Raw genomic sequence first — 17,418 nt, 5'->3', positions numbered from 1 at the left:
GCCGGGCATTGTCCCGGCGTTCCGGTGCGGCCGATCCGCCCCGATTCGAACCGATACGTTGCGGAACAGACTAAAGGCTGCGGCATCTCCGTCATTTTCACCACGCTCAGCATTCTCTGCCACCCGAATTCGCAGACCTGCCAGCGCCCTGCGCGCTAACCCAAGGAACCGGTCATGATCAAGGAATTGATGACGTCCCGCCGCTTCGCGCCGCTGTTCTGGTCGCAGTTCTGCTCGGCATTGAACGACAACGTGCTGAAGAACGCGCTGGTGATCATGCTGCTGTACGGCATCGCCAACGAGCAGGGGCCGGCGCTGGTTCAGCTCGCGGGCGCGGTGTTCATCTTCCCGTTCTTCGTGCTGTCGGCGCTCGGCGGCGAGCTCGCCGACCGCTATGTCAAATCCATCGTTGCGCGCCGCCTGAAGTTCTTCGAGATCTTCGCCGCGGCGTTTGCCGCCGCCGGCTTCTTCACCCATTCGATCCCGCTGCTGTTCATCGCGCTGGCGCTGTTCGGCACCGTCGCCGCGCTGTTCGGCCCGGTGAAATATGCCGTACTGCCCGACCAGCTGTCGGTGTCCGAACTCGCCACTGGCAACGCGCTGGTCGAGGGCGCCACCTTCATGGCGATCCTGATCGGCACCATCGCGGGTGGCCTGTTCGTCGCGGGCGCCAGCCACATGGGCTGGATCTGCGCCGCCGTTGTGGGCCTGTCGATCTTGTCCTGGGGATTTGCCTCGCGCATCCCGGTCACGCAGCCGTCCGCGCCTGATCTGCCGATCACCAGGAATCCCTGGACCTCGACCGTGCGGCTGTTGAAGTCGCTCTATGCCGAGCCGCGGCTGTGGGACGGCATGGTGATCGTGTCGTGGTTCTGGATGGTCGGCGCGATCGTGCTGTCGCTGCTGCCCGCGCTGATCAAGGAAGGCGTCGGCGGCACCGAAGGCGTAGTCACGCTGTGCCTCGCCGTGTTCGCGATCGGCATTGCCGCCGGCTCGCTGTTCGCAGCCCAACTGAGCCACGTCCGCCCGAATATCGCGCTGGTGCCGATCGGTGCCATCGTGATGGGCGTGATCGGCCTCGACCTCGCACTTGCGATCGCCACCACCTCGCTCGGCAAGGACGTCACCGCGGCTGCGTTCGCCACCTCGCTCGGTGGCTTCCGCATGCTGGCCGACTTCTTCCTGTTCGCCATCGGCGGCGGCCTGTTCGTGGTGCCGGCGTTTGCCGCCGTGCAGGCCTGGACCGCGCCGTCCGAGCGTGCCCGCATCATCGCCGCCGGCAACATCCTGCAGGCCGGCTTCATGGTCGCCGGCGCGGTGTTCGTCGGCGCCCTGCAGGCCGTCGGACTGCCGATCGCCTGGATCTTCTTCGGCCTTGGCATCGCGAGCTTCGGCAGCGTCTGGTTCGTGCTGAACAAGTGGGGCAAGGAGGGCGTGCGCGATTTCGGCGCGCTGCTGTTCCGCGCGATGTTCCGGCTCGAGGTGCGCGGCATGGAGAACCTGCCGCCTGCAGGCACCCGGATGCTGATCGCGCCCAACCACGTCAGCCTGGTCGACGGCCCGCTGCTGCACGCCACCTTGCCGATCGATGCGAGCTTCGCGGTCGACACCGGCATCGCCAAGGCGTGGTGGGCCAAGCCGTTCCTGAAGATGATCAAGCACTACACGATGGATCCGTCGAAGCCGCTGGCCGCGCGCGACCTGATCAAGCTGGTCGCCGCCGGTGAGCCGGTGGTGATCTTCCCGGAAGGGCGCATCACGGTCTCCGGCTCGCTGATGAAGGTCTATGACGGCACCGCGATGATCGCCGACAAGGCTGACGCGGTCGTCGTGCCGGTTCGCATCGAGGGCGCGCAGCGCTCGCATCTCAGTTATCTCAAGAACGGCGAGATCAAGCGCTCCTGGTTTCCCAAGGTGACGATCTCGATCCTGCCGCCGGTCAAGCTGCCGGTCGACCAGTCGCTGCGCGGCAAGGCGCGCCGCAATGCTGCCGGCGCAGCGTTGCAGGACGTCATGATCGACGCCATGGTGCAGAACGCGATGCTCGACCAGACGCTGTTCGAGGGCCTCGGCCACGCCTATCGCGACCGCGACACCGGCAAGCCGATCATTGAAGACGCGCTCGGCACCAAGCTGACCTATCGCAAGCTGATCCTCGGCGCGCAGGTCTTGAGCCGCAAGCTCGAGCAGGGCACTTCGGTGGGCGAGAATGTCGGCGTTCTGCTGCCGAACTCGGCCGGCGTCGCCGTCGTGTTCATGGCGCTGCAGACCATCGGCCGGGTGCCCGCGATGCTCAACTTCTCGGCCGGCCCGATCAACGTGCTGGCCGCGATGAAGGCGGCGCAGGTGAAGACCGTGCTGACCTCGCAGGCCTTCATCGAGAAGGGCAAGCTCGACAGGTTGATCGCGGCGATGGCCGGCCAGGCCCGCGTGATCTATCTCGAAGACGTGCGCGGCGGCATCAGCCTCACCGACAAGATCGCGGGCTTCCGCGCCGGCATCGCGCCCCGCGTCGCCCGCAATGCCAGCGATCCCGCGGTCATCCTGTTCACCTCGGGTTCGGAAGGCACGCCGAAGGGCGTCGTGCTGTCCCACCGCAACATCCTCGCCAACGCGGCGCAGGCGCTGGCGCGGGTCGATGCCAACGCCAACGACAAGGTGTTCAACGTCCTGCCGGTGTTCCACTCGTTTGGTCTCACGGGCGGCATGATGATGCCGATCCTCGGCGGCATTCCGATCTTCATGTATCCGTCGCCGCTGCATTACCGGATCGTACCCGAGCTGATCTACCAGACCGGCGCCACCATCCTGTTCGGTACCGACACCTTCCTCACCGGCTACGCCCGCTCGGCGCATGCCTACGACTTCCGCACGCTGCGGCTGGTGATTGCGGGTGCGGAAGCGGTGAAGGAGCGCACAAGGCAGATCTACTACATGGAGCGCTACGGCATCCGCATCCTCGAGGGCTATGGCGTCACCGAGACCGCGCCGGTGCTGGCAATGAACACGCCGATGGCCAACCGCCAGGGCACCGTCGGCCGGATTTCGCCGCTGATGCAGTACCGCCTCGATCCGGTCCCGGGCATCGCCGAAGGCGGCCGGCTGTCGGTGAAGGGCCCGAACGTGATGATCGGCTATCTCCGTGCCGAGAATCCCGGCGTGCTGGAGCCGCTGCCCGAGGGCTGGCACGACACCGGCGACATCGTCACGGTCGACGCGCAGGGCTTCATCGCGATCAAGGGCCGCGCCAAGCGATTCGCCAAGATCGCCGGTGAGATGGTCTCGCTATCCGCGGTGGAGACCATGGCGACTGCGCTGTGGCCGCAGGCGATGTCGGTCGCGGTGACGCTGCCCGATCAGCGCAAGGGCGAGCGCATCGTGCTGCTCACCACGCAAAAGGACGCCGACCGATCCGCGATGCAGCGCCAGGCCAAGAGCACCGGCGCCTCCGAGCTCGCGGTGCCGGCCGACATCCGCGTGGTCGACAAGGTGCCGCTGCTCGGCACCGGCAAGACCGACTATGTCGGCGCCACCGCTTTGGCCAAGGAACTTGCGGCCGCTGCGCCCGTGCCGGCGCCGCAGGCGGATGAGACGACCAACGCGGCTGAGGCCGAGCCGGAGGCGCGTCAGCAACACGTTGCGTGAGCCTTTCGCTTGAGCCGTTGGCCTAGTCTCGGCATGATGGTTGTGCTTTCCGGGAGCATGTTGTCAGATGGTCGGCAACTGCTCCCGAGAAAGCACAGCCATGGTTCTTCCCCTCGACCCCGTCATCGAAAAAATCATCCCGCTGCTGCCGCTGCGCGATCCCTCGACCATGACGCCGCAGAGCTGCCGCGAGCAGCTGCGCGCGCTGGCCGAGGCGCGCAAGGCAGTGCCGCCGCCGCCGGTCGATGTTTTCAGGGATATCGAAGTGCAGGGCGCCGCCGGCAAGCTCGGCGCGCGGCTCTACCGGAACGGCAGCGGCACCGCGCCGACCGTGATCTTCTTCCACGGCGGCGGCTGGGTCGCCGGCGATCTCGAAACCCATGACCGCCAGGCCCGCAACCTGGTGATCGAGACCGGCGCGGTCGTGATCTCGGTCGACTACCGCCGCCCGCCGGAGACGCGCTTTCCCGGCGCATTCGAGGATGCGTTCGCCGCGATCCGCGACGTGATCGCGCGGCTCAGTGAGTTCGGCGGCGATCTCTCGCGCATCGGCGTCGCCGGCGATTCCGCGGGCGGCAACCTCGCCGCGACCGCGGCGCTGGCCTGCCGCGACGCCGGCATCAGGCTCGCCGGGCAATTGCTGGTCTATCCCGTCACCGACGTGGTCGGCCATTATGCCGACGCGGCCGAGAACGCCAAATTCCCGTCGCGCGATGAGAATGCGGAAGGCTACTTCCTGACGCGCGCGACGATGCAGTGGTTCGCGGGGCATTATCTCGCCGACAAGGCCGATGCCGCCGACTGGCGCGTCTCGCCGCTGCGCGCGAAGAGCCTCGCCGGTGTCGCGCCGGCGGTGGTCACGACCGCCTGGTTCGACCCGCTGCGCGACGAGGGCCATGCCTATGCCATGGCGCTGCGGGCGGCCGGGGTGCCGGTCGCGTATCACACCGGCGAGGGGCTCATCCACGGCTATTTCGGTCTCGGCGATGCGTCGGACGCCGCCCGCGCCGAGGCGCAGCGGGCGCGGGCGGATTTCAGGCTGTTGCTGGAGAAGGGGGTGTAACGCCGCCCGGCGGAGGGGCCGATACCAAAACAGCGAGAACAACCCCATGCAAAGGGAGCCGGCGGTAGCCAGGGACCTTCGACCAGGCGGCTTGACGCGTCGGGCAACTCAAGGGTACATTTCCAATATTCCGAAATCTGGAATGCGTGTGTGCGCGCCCCAAGGGCGAGTCATTTCGCCGTTGTTGACGGGGAGCTAACCGCCGTCGTCGTCCCGGCGAAGGCCGGGACCCATTACCCCGAATGGATGTTTGGCGCGGCGCTGGGGCCGCAGCCTGCTGCAACAACGAACGGCGGTGGTAATGGGTCCCGGCCTTCGCCCATGTGCGTTAAGGTAGTGGATACATGGTTTGATAGCGGCGCTTTTTCCTCGGGGGCTCGCGGAGGTGTCGGCGAAGAGTGGAGAGAGATCGGCGAAGGCGAGCCATTGTCGGCTGCGGAATGATCGCCTGCAGGAGTGAGGCGACGAGTTGGCGGAGCAAGCGCCACGCGCCGGGGCGGGTCAGGCGGCGTCCGCCAAGCGGGGAGAGTCCTCGAGTTCGTCGACAAGCGGCTCGAGCAAGAGAATAACCAGCAGATGAGCGAGGATGTGAGGTCGGGCCGTTCGTTCGTCAGTTCCCGGCGGCCCCTTCAGGCCGATCAGGCTCTTCAGTCGCTTGAAGCCCAGTTCGATCCGCCAGCGCAGGCGATAGAGGGCGAGAACATCATCCGCGGTGAAGTCATCCGGAGCAAGTGAGGTGACCAGGATGACCCAATCGGCGGCCTCAAGCGTTTGCTTGGAGAGCTGATGGCCTCCCTTCTGTGCGGTCCGGTGCGCCTTGCGTCGTGCCTCGGCAGCAGCCTGTTGCGGCTTCTTGATGGCGACCAGACGCACGGCGAGCGGCGCGCCGTGCTTGGGTTTGATCCAAATCGGACAATCGATGAGGCCTCGTTCCGCCGCCTTGCGCAGCTCAGCCATGAGGTCCAGCGCACAGCCTTTGCAATCGAGCCAGCGCGCGCTCTTCCAACCAGCCCGAATGACGAAGTCTGCGCCGGCCTCGATCAGCCGTGCCATGCGTTCCGGCTGCAAATAGGCCCGATCGGCAAGACGGATTTCGCCCGCAACCACCGGGATCCGGTCGAGCGTCTCGCCTTCTTGCTGATCGGTCAGTTCGAAGTGGCCAAATCGTTCCTGCGGAAGATCGAACGCGCTGTGAATGCGCCACACCTCGTTCTTCTTCCTGGCATCCAGCGCTTTCTTCGGCACCGTGGTAGCATCGATGATCCGGATCAAGCGACCTCGGCTTGCCTTCGGGGCAGCGGCAGCAAGCGCCTGACCCACCAGCAGCGCCAGCCAATCTCCGCACTGACGCAAACGATACAGCAACGCCACGCAGGAAATGTCGACAAGGCCGACCGATGTCGCCCATGCCGCCGTCGAGCGAAGTCCCCGCTCACTCAAACAATAAGCCAGGATCAGCCGCAGCAAATCCACCGCACTCCTAATCTCGCGCGGACGCACGAAAGCCTTCGTCTCACGTGCCGTGCGATTGAGTGCTTCTGCCCCACCGAGCCGGGTCACGACGCCCGCCCAGTCGCCATTCACCAGCGATTCGTGTGTCATTCCATGCTGGAATCACAAACGATTCCGCCACACAAGCCTATTTTAACGCCGATGGGCCTTCGCCGGGACGACGAACTGGAGGGGATCCCCCCTCAATCATTCCCGATCGTATCGCCGAACAGCTGCCAGGTCTCGCCGTTGAACTTCTGCAGCCGCATCGCTTCCACCGGGAAGTAGTCGGTCGGCGAGGTCTTCACCTTGATGCCGGGCAGGAACATCGGCAGCGCGATGTCGAGATTGGCGGCCTGCTTCATGATGTTCTCGTGGGTGAGGTCGTCGCCGCACTGCTTGAGCACCTGCACCGTTGCCTCCGCCACCACATAGCCGTAGACGATCAGCTGGTCCTGCAGATTGCCGTCCGGGAAATATCTCTTCATGAACTCCTGCCAGGCGATCACGTCCGGATCGTCTTTCCACTGCGGATCGTTGGGATCCTTCAGCGAGTAGGACGAGATGATGTCCTTGGAGTAGTCGAAGCCGGCCGGCTTCAGCACCGAGGACACCGAGGTCGAGGTCGCCGCGAGGAAGAACAGGTCGGGCTTCCAGCCGATCTCGCCGATCTTCTTGATCGCCTGCGCCGCCTGCTTGGGGATCGCGTGCATGAACAGCACGTTGGCGCCGGAGGCCTTCAGCTTCACGATCTGGCTGTCGACCGTCGGATCGGTCGATTCATAGGTCGTCTCCGCCACCACCATCTTCGCGGTGTTCTCCGGGCCCAGCCCCTTCTTGAAGCCGTTGCCGTAATCCTTGCCGGCGTCGTCGTTCTGGTAGAACAGCGCGATCTTCGCGTCGGGCTTTTGGGTCAGCACATATTTGGCGTAGACCGCGGTCTCGGCCTGGTACGACGGCTGGAAGCCGATCGACCACGGATAATGCGCATAGTCGCCCCACAGCGTGGCGCCGGCGCCGACGAACAGCTGCGGCACCTTCTTGTCGTTGAGATATTTGCGCACCGCAAGCCCGGTCGGCGTGCCCAGCGGATTGAGGATCGCGGCGACCTCCTCCTGCTCCACCAGCTTGCGGGTCTGCTCCACCGTCTTCGGCGGCGAGTAGCCGTCGTCGAGCGTGATCAGATTGATCTTGCGCCCGTTCACGCCGCCCTGGTCGTTGATCATCCTGAAGTAGGCTCCTTGCGTCTTCGCGATCACGCTGTAGGCCGACGCCGCGCCGGAGAATGGCGAGGTCTGCCCGAGCTTGATCTCGGTGTCGCTGGCGCCCGTGCCGTATTTCTTCTCGGCGGCGTGCGCCTGCGTCGCCAGCGCAAGCGCTGCGGCTGCCGTAATGGCCTTCCAGATCATCGTGAGCCTCCCTGTGCGTTTTTTGTTGTTCGCGCGGGCTAAGCTTACGTGAGGTCGGGGCAGGCAGGCTTGCGGCGAGACGCCGGGGCAGGGATGCGAAAATGCGGCGGGATGGGAAATTATTACCGTCGTCCCGGCGAAGGCCGGGACCCATAACCACTAATATTTGCCGTTAAGCGGAATGCCGCCCCAGCGATCTAACCAATACACAGCTGGGGTAATGGGTCCCGGCCCCTGTGCGCAATTGCGCACTCGGCCGGGACGACGATGATGGATAGAGCGCGCTCCTCAGCGATACCGCACGCTGCCGGTCGTCACCGGATCGGTCGGCAGCACGGTGGCGCCGGCGCGGCTGGCGGCGGCGGAGGTGATCATCCCGGGCTCACCCGTTCGCACGTTCCTGGGCGGGTGAAATTCGAGGACGACGAGGGCGGCTGTCGCGAGCACCGCCACGGCGGCGGTTGCGATCGCAGGCACCAGTCTTCCGCGCGGATCGGCTGCGCGAACTTGCATTGATCAATTCCTTTATCGGGGTCTTCTTTGGACGTGACATAAGAACGGCCAGGCTTCTTCCCAAGAGTGCGGCGCGCATGCCTCACAATCAGTTGTACCGGCCGTGATGTCCCTCACGGTCTTCGAGACGATGCGGCCACATCGAATCGGAAACGCGTCGGGCGCGCTTGTTTGCACACTAACATCTGGAAGAGATCATGGCGTTTTGCATGCGCCTCATGCGCTCGTGATGATGCGCAGTGATGTTGTGATTAACCCGCGCGACAAGCCGCTTTTGCCTTTATTTATAGGGTTTCTACGTTGGTTAAGGCGCGGGCGTTAAGCGTTTCTTCACTCGCTTAGAAGGCATCAACATAGATTCGCGCTGTGGCGAGCGATGACACCGCTGTCATTCGCGGCAGTTGTCAGCGGAAGTGGCTCTGGCGGACCCGTCGCGCCGTAGTTTAGCGAAGCCGGAAGCTTCAGCGAACGCCGGAACGAAAAATCATCTCCCCTTTTGCGACGCGATGGATGATCTTACTTCGTGCGTAATCACACAAAGAAAAATCTACTTCGCGCACCTTCAACTCGGGCGTTAGGACCACACGCCTTTGCCGCCCGCGACGTGGCGCGCTCATCTCGCGCACCGCTCGCGTCCATCGCAATCCCGCCCCAATGTCCGTAACGGTCGCGATGAGCTCCTGTCTGAGGAGGCAGGATGCGATGCTTGTACCGTGAGTTGCGGGATCGGAGAAGAGTAGCGTTTTCTTCGCGAGGACTGGACGGGGTCGCATTGAAAACCGTGGTGAGGCTTGTAGTCGAAGACCACAGCCAGAGATGGACAAGGGCGATGTTACGCATCAGCCCGTCTTCCAACTCGCGGTTCCCCTGCCGACGCGTTGGATGTCTGCCGATTTCTTGTCCGCCGAGTAATGCACGTGAAATAACGACGGAGCCGGATCGCTTAGTGTCTGCTGAATACGTACGATCTCGCGATAATCAGCAGTGGTAATTGAAACACGCTTGGTAGTCTCCTCGACACGAATGCGTGCGGGTTGGTTAACGTCAAACCAAGCTGGTGGAGTTGTTTGCATCCGCCACGATTGGCTGTTCCATCGTTGAATAGGAGTCGCGAGTGCATCTGAACGGAAGCGGTTCCAAATGCCCGAAGTCTCGGGCGTAGGAAAATCTGGATCTGACGACAGGACTACGATCTCATTCGAGGAAAGCCAGACGTGTAACTCGGTGAGATTCGAGAATGTCGCACGAGTCTGCTCAATGGCCTTCTGTGCCGCGATCCGCGAAGGCAAACCCGCTCGTACCAAGATAGCCATCGAACTGTGGGGTAGGCCTGTCTCGAGACAGGCTGCTGCGCTACCCTCAATATATTCGGATTGCCCGCCTTCTGCCCGGCGCTTCATTCGAATTGCTTCAATCGCCCACGTGAGGCGGTAGACAAATGCCTCTTCAACAACGCGCATGTTATCAAGGCCAATGCTTGCTACATCAGTCCCCTGGAGCCAAAACCATAGTATATCGGTCCAATTTGCAGGAAGTTCTGCATCGGGGATAAAAGGTCGGATAGTCAGTACTCGTTTGGCCATCGCGGTCAGCGAGATAGCCAGATCAGAAGAATTACCCGTCATAGCTGCCCAGTCTGCGCTGTCCAAAAGGGTCGTCAGCTCTTTCGCCAAGGCATCCAGTACCAATCCAGAGTCCAACCCAACACCCATAGCAAATTGGCTACGCCGTTGGGTCGCAGTGGATTTGTTCCAGACTAGCCGCGCCCGTGCCTGCATGACCCATATGTGCTCGATTCGATCAGGGGGTGTGGCTCGATTGCCAATTTCATTTCGAATCAGCCTGCCGAGATTTTCCTGCTCACCGCCTCGATCCATCAGTCGATCCGCGACGAATAGAATAGAGGTCGGGGTTGGGCGACCTTGGTCTCGCGACAATACCGAGCGAGCCTCCGCTATCGTTGCTTTTCCTAGGGTCTCGCGGCTCTTCGATTCACCCTTCGCAAAATGAAGGTGTTCGTCTGCGTCAATTGCGATGCCAATAAAGTCGTCCCCACGAAGAGCCATTTCACGACCGTCTTTATAGCGTAGCCGTCGAATCGGCACCTCGTAACCGAGATCTTCTTCTACAAGTTCAGTAGCAAGTATCTCTCCAAACTCGCCCGATCGTGCTCTCGTTGACCGAGGCATTCTCTCGGCGAGAAGTGCCGCCGCCTTGGCATAACCAAGCTGTGCGACGTCGTCAGCTATTCGGGCGACGTCATCGTAGTGAGATCGCAGTATTTTGGGTAAGGCCGAAGAAATGGTGGCCCGGCCACCGGCCTTCTCTTTGTATTCGAGGAGGTGTTTTTGGTCAGAAGAATTGGTGCTGCATTCGCACCAATCAGCGAATAGCGGCATAAATCGTCACTAGCTGGAGTTGAATGAATAGAAATTGACAATCAGCCGATTGGTTTGTCAAGTGAGCTACTGAACTCGGCCTATTAAGGGCACAAAACAAAAACGGCCGGGTCATCCGACCCGGCCGTTCAAAACTCTCCGCGAATTCCGCTCTCGCAGTTCTCGCTCAGCTCGCCTTCTTCACCGGGGCCGGCTTGCCGACCTTCTTCTCGATCGCGCGCTTCAGTTCGAGGGCGCGGGGCGAGAGGACGTCGGCCTTGGCCTTGAGCAGGTAGGCGTCGAGGCCGCCATTGTGGTCGACGCTCTTCAGCGCATTGGTCGAGACGCGCAGGCGCACGTTGCGGCCGAGCGCATCCGAGATGAAGGTCACGTTGGCCAGGTTCGGCAGGAAGCGCCGCTTGGTCTTGATGTTGGAGTGGCTCACCTTGTGGCCCGTCTGGGGGCCCTTGGCCGTCAGTTCGCAGCGCCGGGACATCTTACAAAATCCTTATTGCATCCCCGCCGCTCTGCCAGGCGTGCAATCGCACGGCCCGCGCGGGGGTTTTGAATTCGCGTCCATTTTCCAGGAACCGCGGGTGTATAGAGGCGGATCACCCGAGCGTCAAGATTATATCGCCGCATGGCGGTATCGGGGAATGCCGGTTCATAAGCCGTTCCAGCCACTTAACGGCTGAAATGGCAACCATATAAAGGGCGTATTCGGCTGCAAGTCTTGGTTCCATACAAGACGCGCGTGTTGTCCGGCCGATGTGCCTTAGCAAGTGGACAACGGACCAAGCGCCGATAGCAGGACCGTCAGGTAGGTTAAGTGACGACCGCCATTGCCATTTTGCCCCCGCTCGGCCGGCTCCTCGGCCTGTGCGCCGGTGCCCTTTTGCTGTTTTGTGCCGAGCGCGCCAGCGCGCAGGGTCGGCTCGACGCCCAGTATGAGGCGACCCTGGCCGGTATTCCGGTCGGCAAGGGCACCTGGACCATCGAAATCGGCGACGACACCTTCTCGGCCACCGCCCAGGGCGGCACCGCGGGGCTGTTGAAGGCGTTTTCCGGCGGCAGCGGCTCGGGCGCCTCGCAGGGCCGGGTCGTCAACGGGACATTGGCGGCCTCGTCCTACACCGCGACCACCACCACCTCGAAGAAGTCGGAGACGATCCGGATGGTGCTGGCGGGTGGCGGCATCAAGGAATCCGCGATCGAGCCGGAGCCGCCGGTTGATGCCGACCGCCTGCCGGTGACCGAGGCGCAAAAGAAGAACGTGTTCGATCCGATGACCGGCGCGTTCCTGCGCGCGCCCGGCAATGCCGAATTGATGAGCCCGGATGTCTGCCGCACCGGCGCCGGCGTGTTCGACGGCCGCATGCGCTACGATCTCAAGCTCGATTTCAAGCGGGTCGAGATCGTCAAGGCCGAGCGCGGCTATCACGGCCCGGCGCTGGTCTGCGCGCTCTATTTCGTGCCGATCTCGGGCTACATCCCGGATCGCCCCGTGATCAAATATCTCGCCGCCCAGCGCAACATCGAGATCGCCTTCGTGCCGATCGCCGGCACCCGCCTCTTGGTGCCGTTCCGCATGACGATCCCGACCCCGCTCGGCCAGGCCATGCTGGAAGCGACCTCGTTCGTCACCACAGCCGCGCCGCCGCGCGTGGCGAAGACGCAGTAGGGGCCTCTTCCCTTCTCCCCTTGTGGGAGAAGGTGGCGTGGACGCAGTCCACGCCGGATGAGGGGTTCTCTCCGCGGAGACAGACCCCTCACCCGGCGCCTTCGGCGCCACCCTCTCCCACAAGGGGAGAGGGTGCTTTCGAGGGCTTCGCGAGCGCCGCGGCATGCAACAAACGTCACCGGAATCCAGTTGACTGAATCCAGTTGACTCTTGCCCGCTTCTGATTCGACTCGGCCGCCTCTGGAATTTAAGGAATTCAGTCCGCATATCCCCTGCTTGTGGAGCCCGTTCAAACTTGATCTAGTGCCGCCGCCGTGGGGTCTACCCGAGATGTTGCGGTGAACGTTTCAGGCCCGGAACGGAGTCAGCGATTCGGCCGCGATTCGTTCTCAAGTCGTTCCGAAGCTTAAGGGCGACGCAGCAAGCGTCGCATTGTGAGACAGATTTTGCGAAACACTCTGCCGGTGCGAAACACACTGCCAAACCGTCACCCTGAGAGGATGTGAAGCTTTGTCCTCATCCACCGTTGTCGTCGCCCGGCTTGCCGCCTTCGCTAAAGCTTCGGCGCGCCAGGGAGTCATGGCCTCGTCGAAGCCTTGGCGAAGACGGGACCGGGCGACCCAGTACGCCGCGGCCTATCGGCTCAAGCACGACCGTCTCTGGAATACTGGATCACCCGCATGCGCGGGTGATGACACCGAGCAAGCCAGTGCGTCACAAGCTCTCGGGATGACGGATTGAGCGTTTCTCCAACACTTCAAGAAACACCTGACTTCAAGAAACACCTGCAAAAAATGGTTTTCTCAACTTCGTTCGGAAATGACCGCGTGCCCGGTGCGGGTGTCACTGCGGTGCTGGGGCCGACCAACACCGGCAAGACGCATCTGGCGATCGAGCGCATGCTGGCGCATTCATCGGGCCTGATCGGGCTGCCGCTGCGGCTCTTGGCGCGCGAGGTCTACAACAAGATCGTCGATCGCGCCGGCGTCGACAATGTCGCGCTGATCACCGGCGAAGAGAAGATCAAGCCGAAGGCGCCGCGCTTCTGGGTCTCGACCGTGGAAGCGATGCCGCGCGATCTCGACGTCTCGTTTCTCGCGGTCGACGAGATCCAGATCGCCGCCGATCTCGAGCGCGGGCATGTCTTCACCGATCGCATCCTCAACCGCCGCGGCCGCGACGAGACGCTGCTGCTGGGCGCTGCGACGATGCGGCCGATGATCGAGCGGCTGCTGCCGGGCGCCTCGATCATCACGCGGCCGAGATTGTCGCAGCTCGAATTCGCCGGCGACCGCAAGATCACGCGGCAGCCGCGCCGCACGGCGATCGTCGCGTTCTCCGCGGATGAAGTCTACGCGATCGCCGAATTGATCCGCCGCCAGCATGGCGGCGCGGCCGTGGTGCTGGGCTCGCTCTCGCCCCGCACGCGCAATGCGCAGGTCGCGATGTTCCAGAACGGCGATGTCGATTATCTCGTTGCGACCGATGCGGTCGGCATGGGGCTCAATCTCGACGTCGATCACGTCGCCTTCGCCTCCGACCGCAAATATGACGGCTATCAGTTCCGCCGGCTGACGCCGGCCGAATTCGCGCAGATCGCCGGCCGCGCCGGCCGCGCCACCCGCAACGGCACTTTCGGCACGACGGGACGCTGCGCGCCGTTCGAGCCGGAGCTCGTCAACGCGCTGCAGAACCACACCTTCGACAGCGTCAAGATGCTGCAATGGCGCAACGCCAGGCTGGATTTCTCCTCGCTCGGCGCGTTGCAGGTGTCGCTGGCGCTGACGCCTAATCATGAGGCACTGACGCGGGCCCCGGTGGCCGAGGATTTGCGGGTGCTCGAACATGTCGCACGCGACGCCGAGGTGCGCGAATGGGCGCATGGGCCCAAGGCGGTGGAGCGGCTGTGGGAGGCCTGCCAGGTTCCGGACTACCGAAAGCTGTCGCCGGCCGCCCATGCCGAACTCGTGACCACGCTGTATGGCTTCCTGATGCAAAAGGGGCGTATCCCTGACGCATGGTTTGCCGCCCAGGTCGACCAGGCCAACCGGACCGACGGCGATATCGACACGCTATCGGGCCGGATCGCGCAAATCAGGACCTGGACCTTTGTTGCCAACCGGCCCGACTGGCTCTACGACCCGGACCACTGGCAGGGGATCACGCGCGACCTCGAAAATAAATTATCCGATGCGCTGCATGAACGGCTCACGGAGCGTTTCGTTGACAGGCGGACCAGTGTATTGATGCGCCGCCTGCGGGAGAACTCAGTTTTGAATACGGAAATTGGCAAGACCGGTGAAGTGATCGTGGAAGGCCACGTGATTGGCCGGCTCGATGGTTTCACCTTCGCACCCGATGCGGCCGAGGCCGGCAGCGACGCCAAGGCGCTGCAAGCCGCCGCCCAGCAGGTGCTGGCGCGCGAGATCGATGCGCGGGCCGAGAAACTGGGCGCTGCCCCCGACGAGCAGTTCGTGCTGACCTCCGACGGCACCATCCGCTGGACCGGCGATGCGGTGGCGAAGCTGGTCGCGGCCGACGACGCGCTGCATCCGCGCCTGCGCATCATTTCCGACGAGCGGCTGACCGGCGCCTCGCGCGAGGCGGTGCAGACCAGGCTCGACCTCTGGCTCAAGACGCATATCGAAAAGCTGCTCGGGCCGCTGTTCGAGCTCGCCAAGGCCGAGGATCTGCAGGGCATCGCCCGCGGCATCGCGTTCCAGCTGGTCGAGGCGCTCGGCGTGCTCGAGCGCAGCAAGATCGCGGCCGAGATGAAGGATCTCGACCAGCCGTCGCGCGCGGCGCTGCGCAAATACGGCGTGCGGTTCGGCGCCTATCACATCTATTTCCCGCAGCTACTGAAGCCCGCGGCGCGCTCGCTGGCCTCGCTGCTGTGGGCCGAGAAGCAAAGCAATGTCGACATGGCGGCGCTGTCGAACGTGCAGCATCTGGCGTCGAGCGGCCGCACTTCGTTCCCGGTCGACAAGACCTTGCCGCGCGACGGATATCGCGTGCTCGGCTATCGCCAGTGCGGCGAGCGCGCGGTGCGCGTCGACATCCTGGAGCGGCTGGCCGATCTGATCCGGCCGGCGCTGGCCTGGCGCGAGACCTCGCCGGGTGAGAAGCCCGCCGGTGCGTTCGACGGCCGCGGGTTCGTCGTGACCCAGGCGATGACCTCGCTGACGGGATCTGCCGGCGAGGATTTTGCCTCGATCCTGCGCGCGCTCGGCTACCGCATGGACCGCCGGCCGCCGTTGCCGCCGAAGCCGGTCGAGGCTGCGCCGGCCGAGACCACCGAGACCGTTGCCGCCGAGACGCCGCCGGTCGAGGCGACGTCCGAGGCCGCTGTGGATGCACCGGTCGATGCCGCCGCCGAAGTCGCTGCCGATGCGGCGGAGGCTGCGGTCGATCATCAGCCGGTGTCCGGCGATCCGGCGCCGTCGGCTGCGCTGCTGCCCGATGTCGGCTTTGCCGAGGTCGCTGCCAGCGAGGCGACGCCGGTCGTGGTCGAGACCCATCAGGATGCGGCGGCCGAGCGCGCCGCGCCGGTGGATGCGCCGGCCGCGGAGCCAGTTGCTGCTGCTGAAGAACGGGCTGCTGAAGCGGCGGCCGAGCCTGCGCCTGCGGTGGAAGCCGCGGCAGACACGCCGGCAGAAGCCGTTGCCGAAGCGCCTGCGGAGACCGCAAGCGTCGACGCTGCGCCCGCTGAAGCTGTCGCCGAGGCCGCTGCCGCCGCCGTGGAGACGCCGGCCGAGCCGCAGCTGGTCGAAGTCTGGCGTCCCGGTGGCCGTTCCGACGAGCGCCGTCCGCATCATCGCGGTCACGATCGCAACCGCGGCCGCCATCAGGGCAAGCCCGCCGAGGGCGCGCAGGCCGCGGAGGGTGGCAGCGAGGGCGAGGCCAAGCGCGAGCAGCATCGCCGTCCGCGCCGTCACCAGGATTTCCGCACCCCGCGCCCCGGCGCGCCGGCGGATCCGTCGGCCGCACCCACTGAGGGCGCGCAGGCCCGCGACAACAAAGACAACAAGGGCCCGCGCCGCGAGCGCTTCGAAGGCAAAGGCCGCGATCGCGACAATGAGCGGCGCCGCGACAACAAGTTCGGCGGCGGCGATCGCAAGGGCGAGCGCGGCGATCGTGACCGCGGCGGCCGCGATTTCGGCAAGGGCGGCCGTGACAAGCGCGACAGCGGCCCGTCGCATCGGCCCTACGCCTCGAGCGCGCCGCGCGAGCGTGACCGGCCGATCGATCCGAATTCGCCATTCGCAAAGCTCGCTGCGCTGAAAGAGCAGCTCGCCGGCCGGAAGGAATAGTCCAACCCTTGGTCTAGCTTTTGGATCGACAGCGCCTCGACAAATGGCTGTGGCACGCGCGCCTGGTGAAGGCCCGCACCAGCGCGGCTGAACTCGTCGCATCAGGGCATGTCCGCATCAACGGCACGCGCGAGAAATCGCCGGGCCATGCGGTGAAGGCGGGCGATGTCGTCACCGTCGCGCTCGACAACAGCGTCCGCGTGCTGAAGGTGATCGCCTTCGCCGAGCGGCGCGGAGATGCGATTTCAGCGCGGGTGCTGTATGAGGATTTGCAGGCCGGCAATTTGCAAGCCGGCAAGGAGTAGTTATCTAGCGCTTGCTATTCCGATTTGGGCGGGCAGTTACGTGAGAACACTGGCATTTTTCGGGGACCGCTTCCCTTGCGGCCCCGGTATTCCTGCGCTACGCAACCCCAGAAAAATCGATCGTTCCGGAGTTTTGGATGACCTACGTCGTCACTGAAGCCTGCATCAAGTGCAAATATACCGACTGCGTCGAGGTCTGCCCCGTCGATTGCTTCTACGAGGGCGAGAACATGCTGGTCATCCATCCCGACGAATGCATCGATTGCGGCGTGTGCGAGCCGGAATGCCCGGCAGACGCCATCAAGCCGGACACCGAGCCGGGGCTGGAGAAGTGGCTCGAGGTCAACCGCGACTACGCCAAGAGCTGGCCGAACATCACCCAGAAGAAGGACTCGCCCGAGGACGCCAAGGAGTGGGAAGGCAAGGAAGGCAAGTTCGAGAAATATTTTTCTCCGAATCCGGGCAGCGGCGACTGATTCGCTGGCGTTCGCGAGCAATCTTCCGGATTACCCCGATAAGGGCGGGCTTTGGCTCGCCGCGGCGCTCCAATTTAACCCTAATGACGGACATATGACCTGAGGATGCCCTGTTATGCCCGGAATCGGGCGTAAACCATTGATTTT

At 64.0% G+C, this 17,418-nt stretch carries 11 protein-coding genes; 6 read left to right on the top strand and 5 right to left on the bottom strand.

The window, feature by feature from the left end; translation table 11 throughout:
- The first annotated feature begins 174 nt into the window (after positions 1-174).
- Both ACVMB0_RS05900 and ACVMB0_RS05895 read left to right on the top strand, forming a co-directional pair.
- A complete protein-coding gene (locus tag ACVMB0_RS05900; protein WP_461345602.1) occupies positions 175-3,645 on the top strand; it encodes an acyl-[ACP]--phospholipid O-acyltransferase in 3,471 nt (1,156 codons plus the stop codon).
- A 100-nt stretch (positions 3,646-3,745) separates the two neighbouring features.
- On the top strand, positions 3,746-4,708 hold the full coding sequence (locus tag ACVMB0_RS05895) for an alpha/beta hydrolase (RefSeq protein WP_461345601.1): 963 nt from the start codon (positions 3,746-3,748) through the stop codon (positions 4,706-4,708).
- A gap of 501 nt (positions 4,709-5,209) precedes the next feature.
- Here the strand turns inward: ACVMB0_RS05895 and ACVMB0_RS05890 are convergent.
- From ACVMB0_RS05890 to rpmB, 5 genes are all read right to left on the bottom strand, one after another.
- The gene (locus ACVMB0_RS05890; protein ID WP_461345437.1) at positions 5,210-6,292 is read right to left on the bottom strand and encodes an IS4 family transposase; all 1,083 of its coding nucleotides are present in this window, start codon (positions 6,290-6,292) and stop codon (positions 5,210-5,212) included.
- A 110-nt stretch (positions 6,293-6,402) separates the two neighbouring features.
- A complete protein-coding gene (locus ACVMB0_RS05885) occupies positions 6,403-7,608 on the bottom strand; it encodes an ABC transporter substrate-binding protein (RefSeq protein WP_461345600.1) in 1,206 nt (401 codons plus the stop codon).
- Positions 7,609-7,896: 288 nt separating this feature from the next.
- The gene (locus ACVMB0_RS05880; RefSeq protein WP_456751733.1) at positions 7,897-8,121 is read right to left on the bottom strand and encodes a hypothetical protein; all 225 of its coding nucleotides are present in this window, start codon (positions 8,119-8,121) and stop codon (positions 7,897-7,899) included.
- An 839-nt stretch (positions 8,122-8,960) separates the two neighbouring features.
- Positions 8,961-10,520 carry a Hachiman antiphage defense system protein HamA gene (locus ACVMB0_RS05875; protein ID WP_461345599.1) on the bottom strand — a complete coding sequence of 520 codons (1,560 nt, stop codon included), beginning with the start codon at positions 10,518-10,520 and terminating at the stop codon, positions 8,961-8,963.
- 166 nt (positions 10,521-10,686) lie between these two features.
- Positions 10,687-10,995 carry a 50S ribosomal protein L28 gene (gene rpmB, locus ACVMB0_RS05870; RefSeq protein WP_050423898.1) on the bottom strand — a complete coding sequence of 103 codons (309 nt, stop codon included), beginning with the start codon at positions 10,993-10,995 and terminating at the stop codon, positions 10,687-10,689.
- Positions 10,996-11,349: 354 nt separating this feature from the next.
- On the opposite strand from rpmB, the gene ACVMB0_RS05865 reads away from it, so the two are divergent.
- From ACVMB0_RS05865 to fdxA, 4 genes are all read left to right on the top strand, one after another.
- A complete protein-coding gene (locus tag ACVMB0_RS05865) occupies positions 11,350-12,180 on the top strand; it encodes a DUF3108 domain-containing protein (protein WP_461349603.1) in 831 nt (276 codons plus the stop codon).
- Between the two features lie 794 nt (positions 12,181-12,974).
- Positions 12,975-16,490: a helicase-related protein gene (locus ACVMB0_RS05860; protein ID WP_461345598.1), complete on the top strand. Its 3,516-nt coding sequence runs from the start codon at positions 12,975-12,977 to the stop codon at positions 16,488-16,490.
- 20 nt (positions 16,491-16,510) lie between these two features.
- On the top strand, positions 16,511-16,795 hold the full coding sequence (locus tag ACVMB0_RS05855) for an RNA-binding S4 domain-containing protein (RefSeq protein WP_461345597.1): 285 nt from the start codon (positions 16,511-16,513) through the stop codon (positions 16,793-16,795).
- Between the two features lie 137 nt (positions 16,796-16,932).
- Complete coding sequence (gene fdxA, locus ACVMB0_RS05850; RefSeq protein WP_016844914.1) at positions 16,933-17,271, top strand: ferredoxin FdxA; 339 nt, start codon at positions 16,933-16,935, stop codon at positions 17,269-17,271.
- The last annotated feature ends 147 nt before the right edge of the window (positions 17,272-17,418 follow it).

The sequence above is a fragment of the Bradyrhizobium sp. USDA 4451 genome, assembly GCF_054822585.1.
This window is presented reverse-complemented; position numbering and strand designations above follow the sequence as displayed.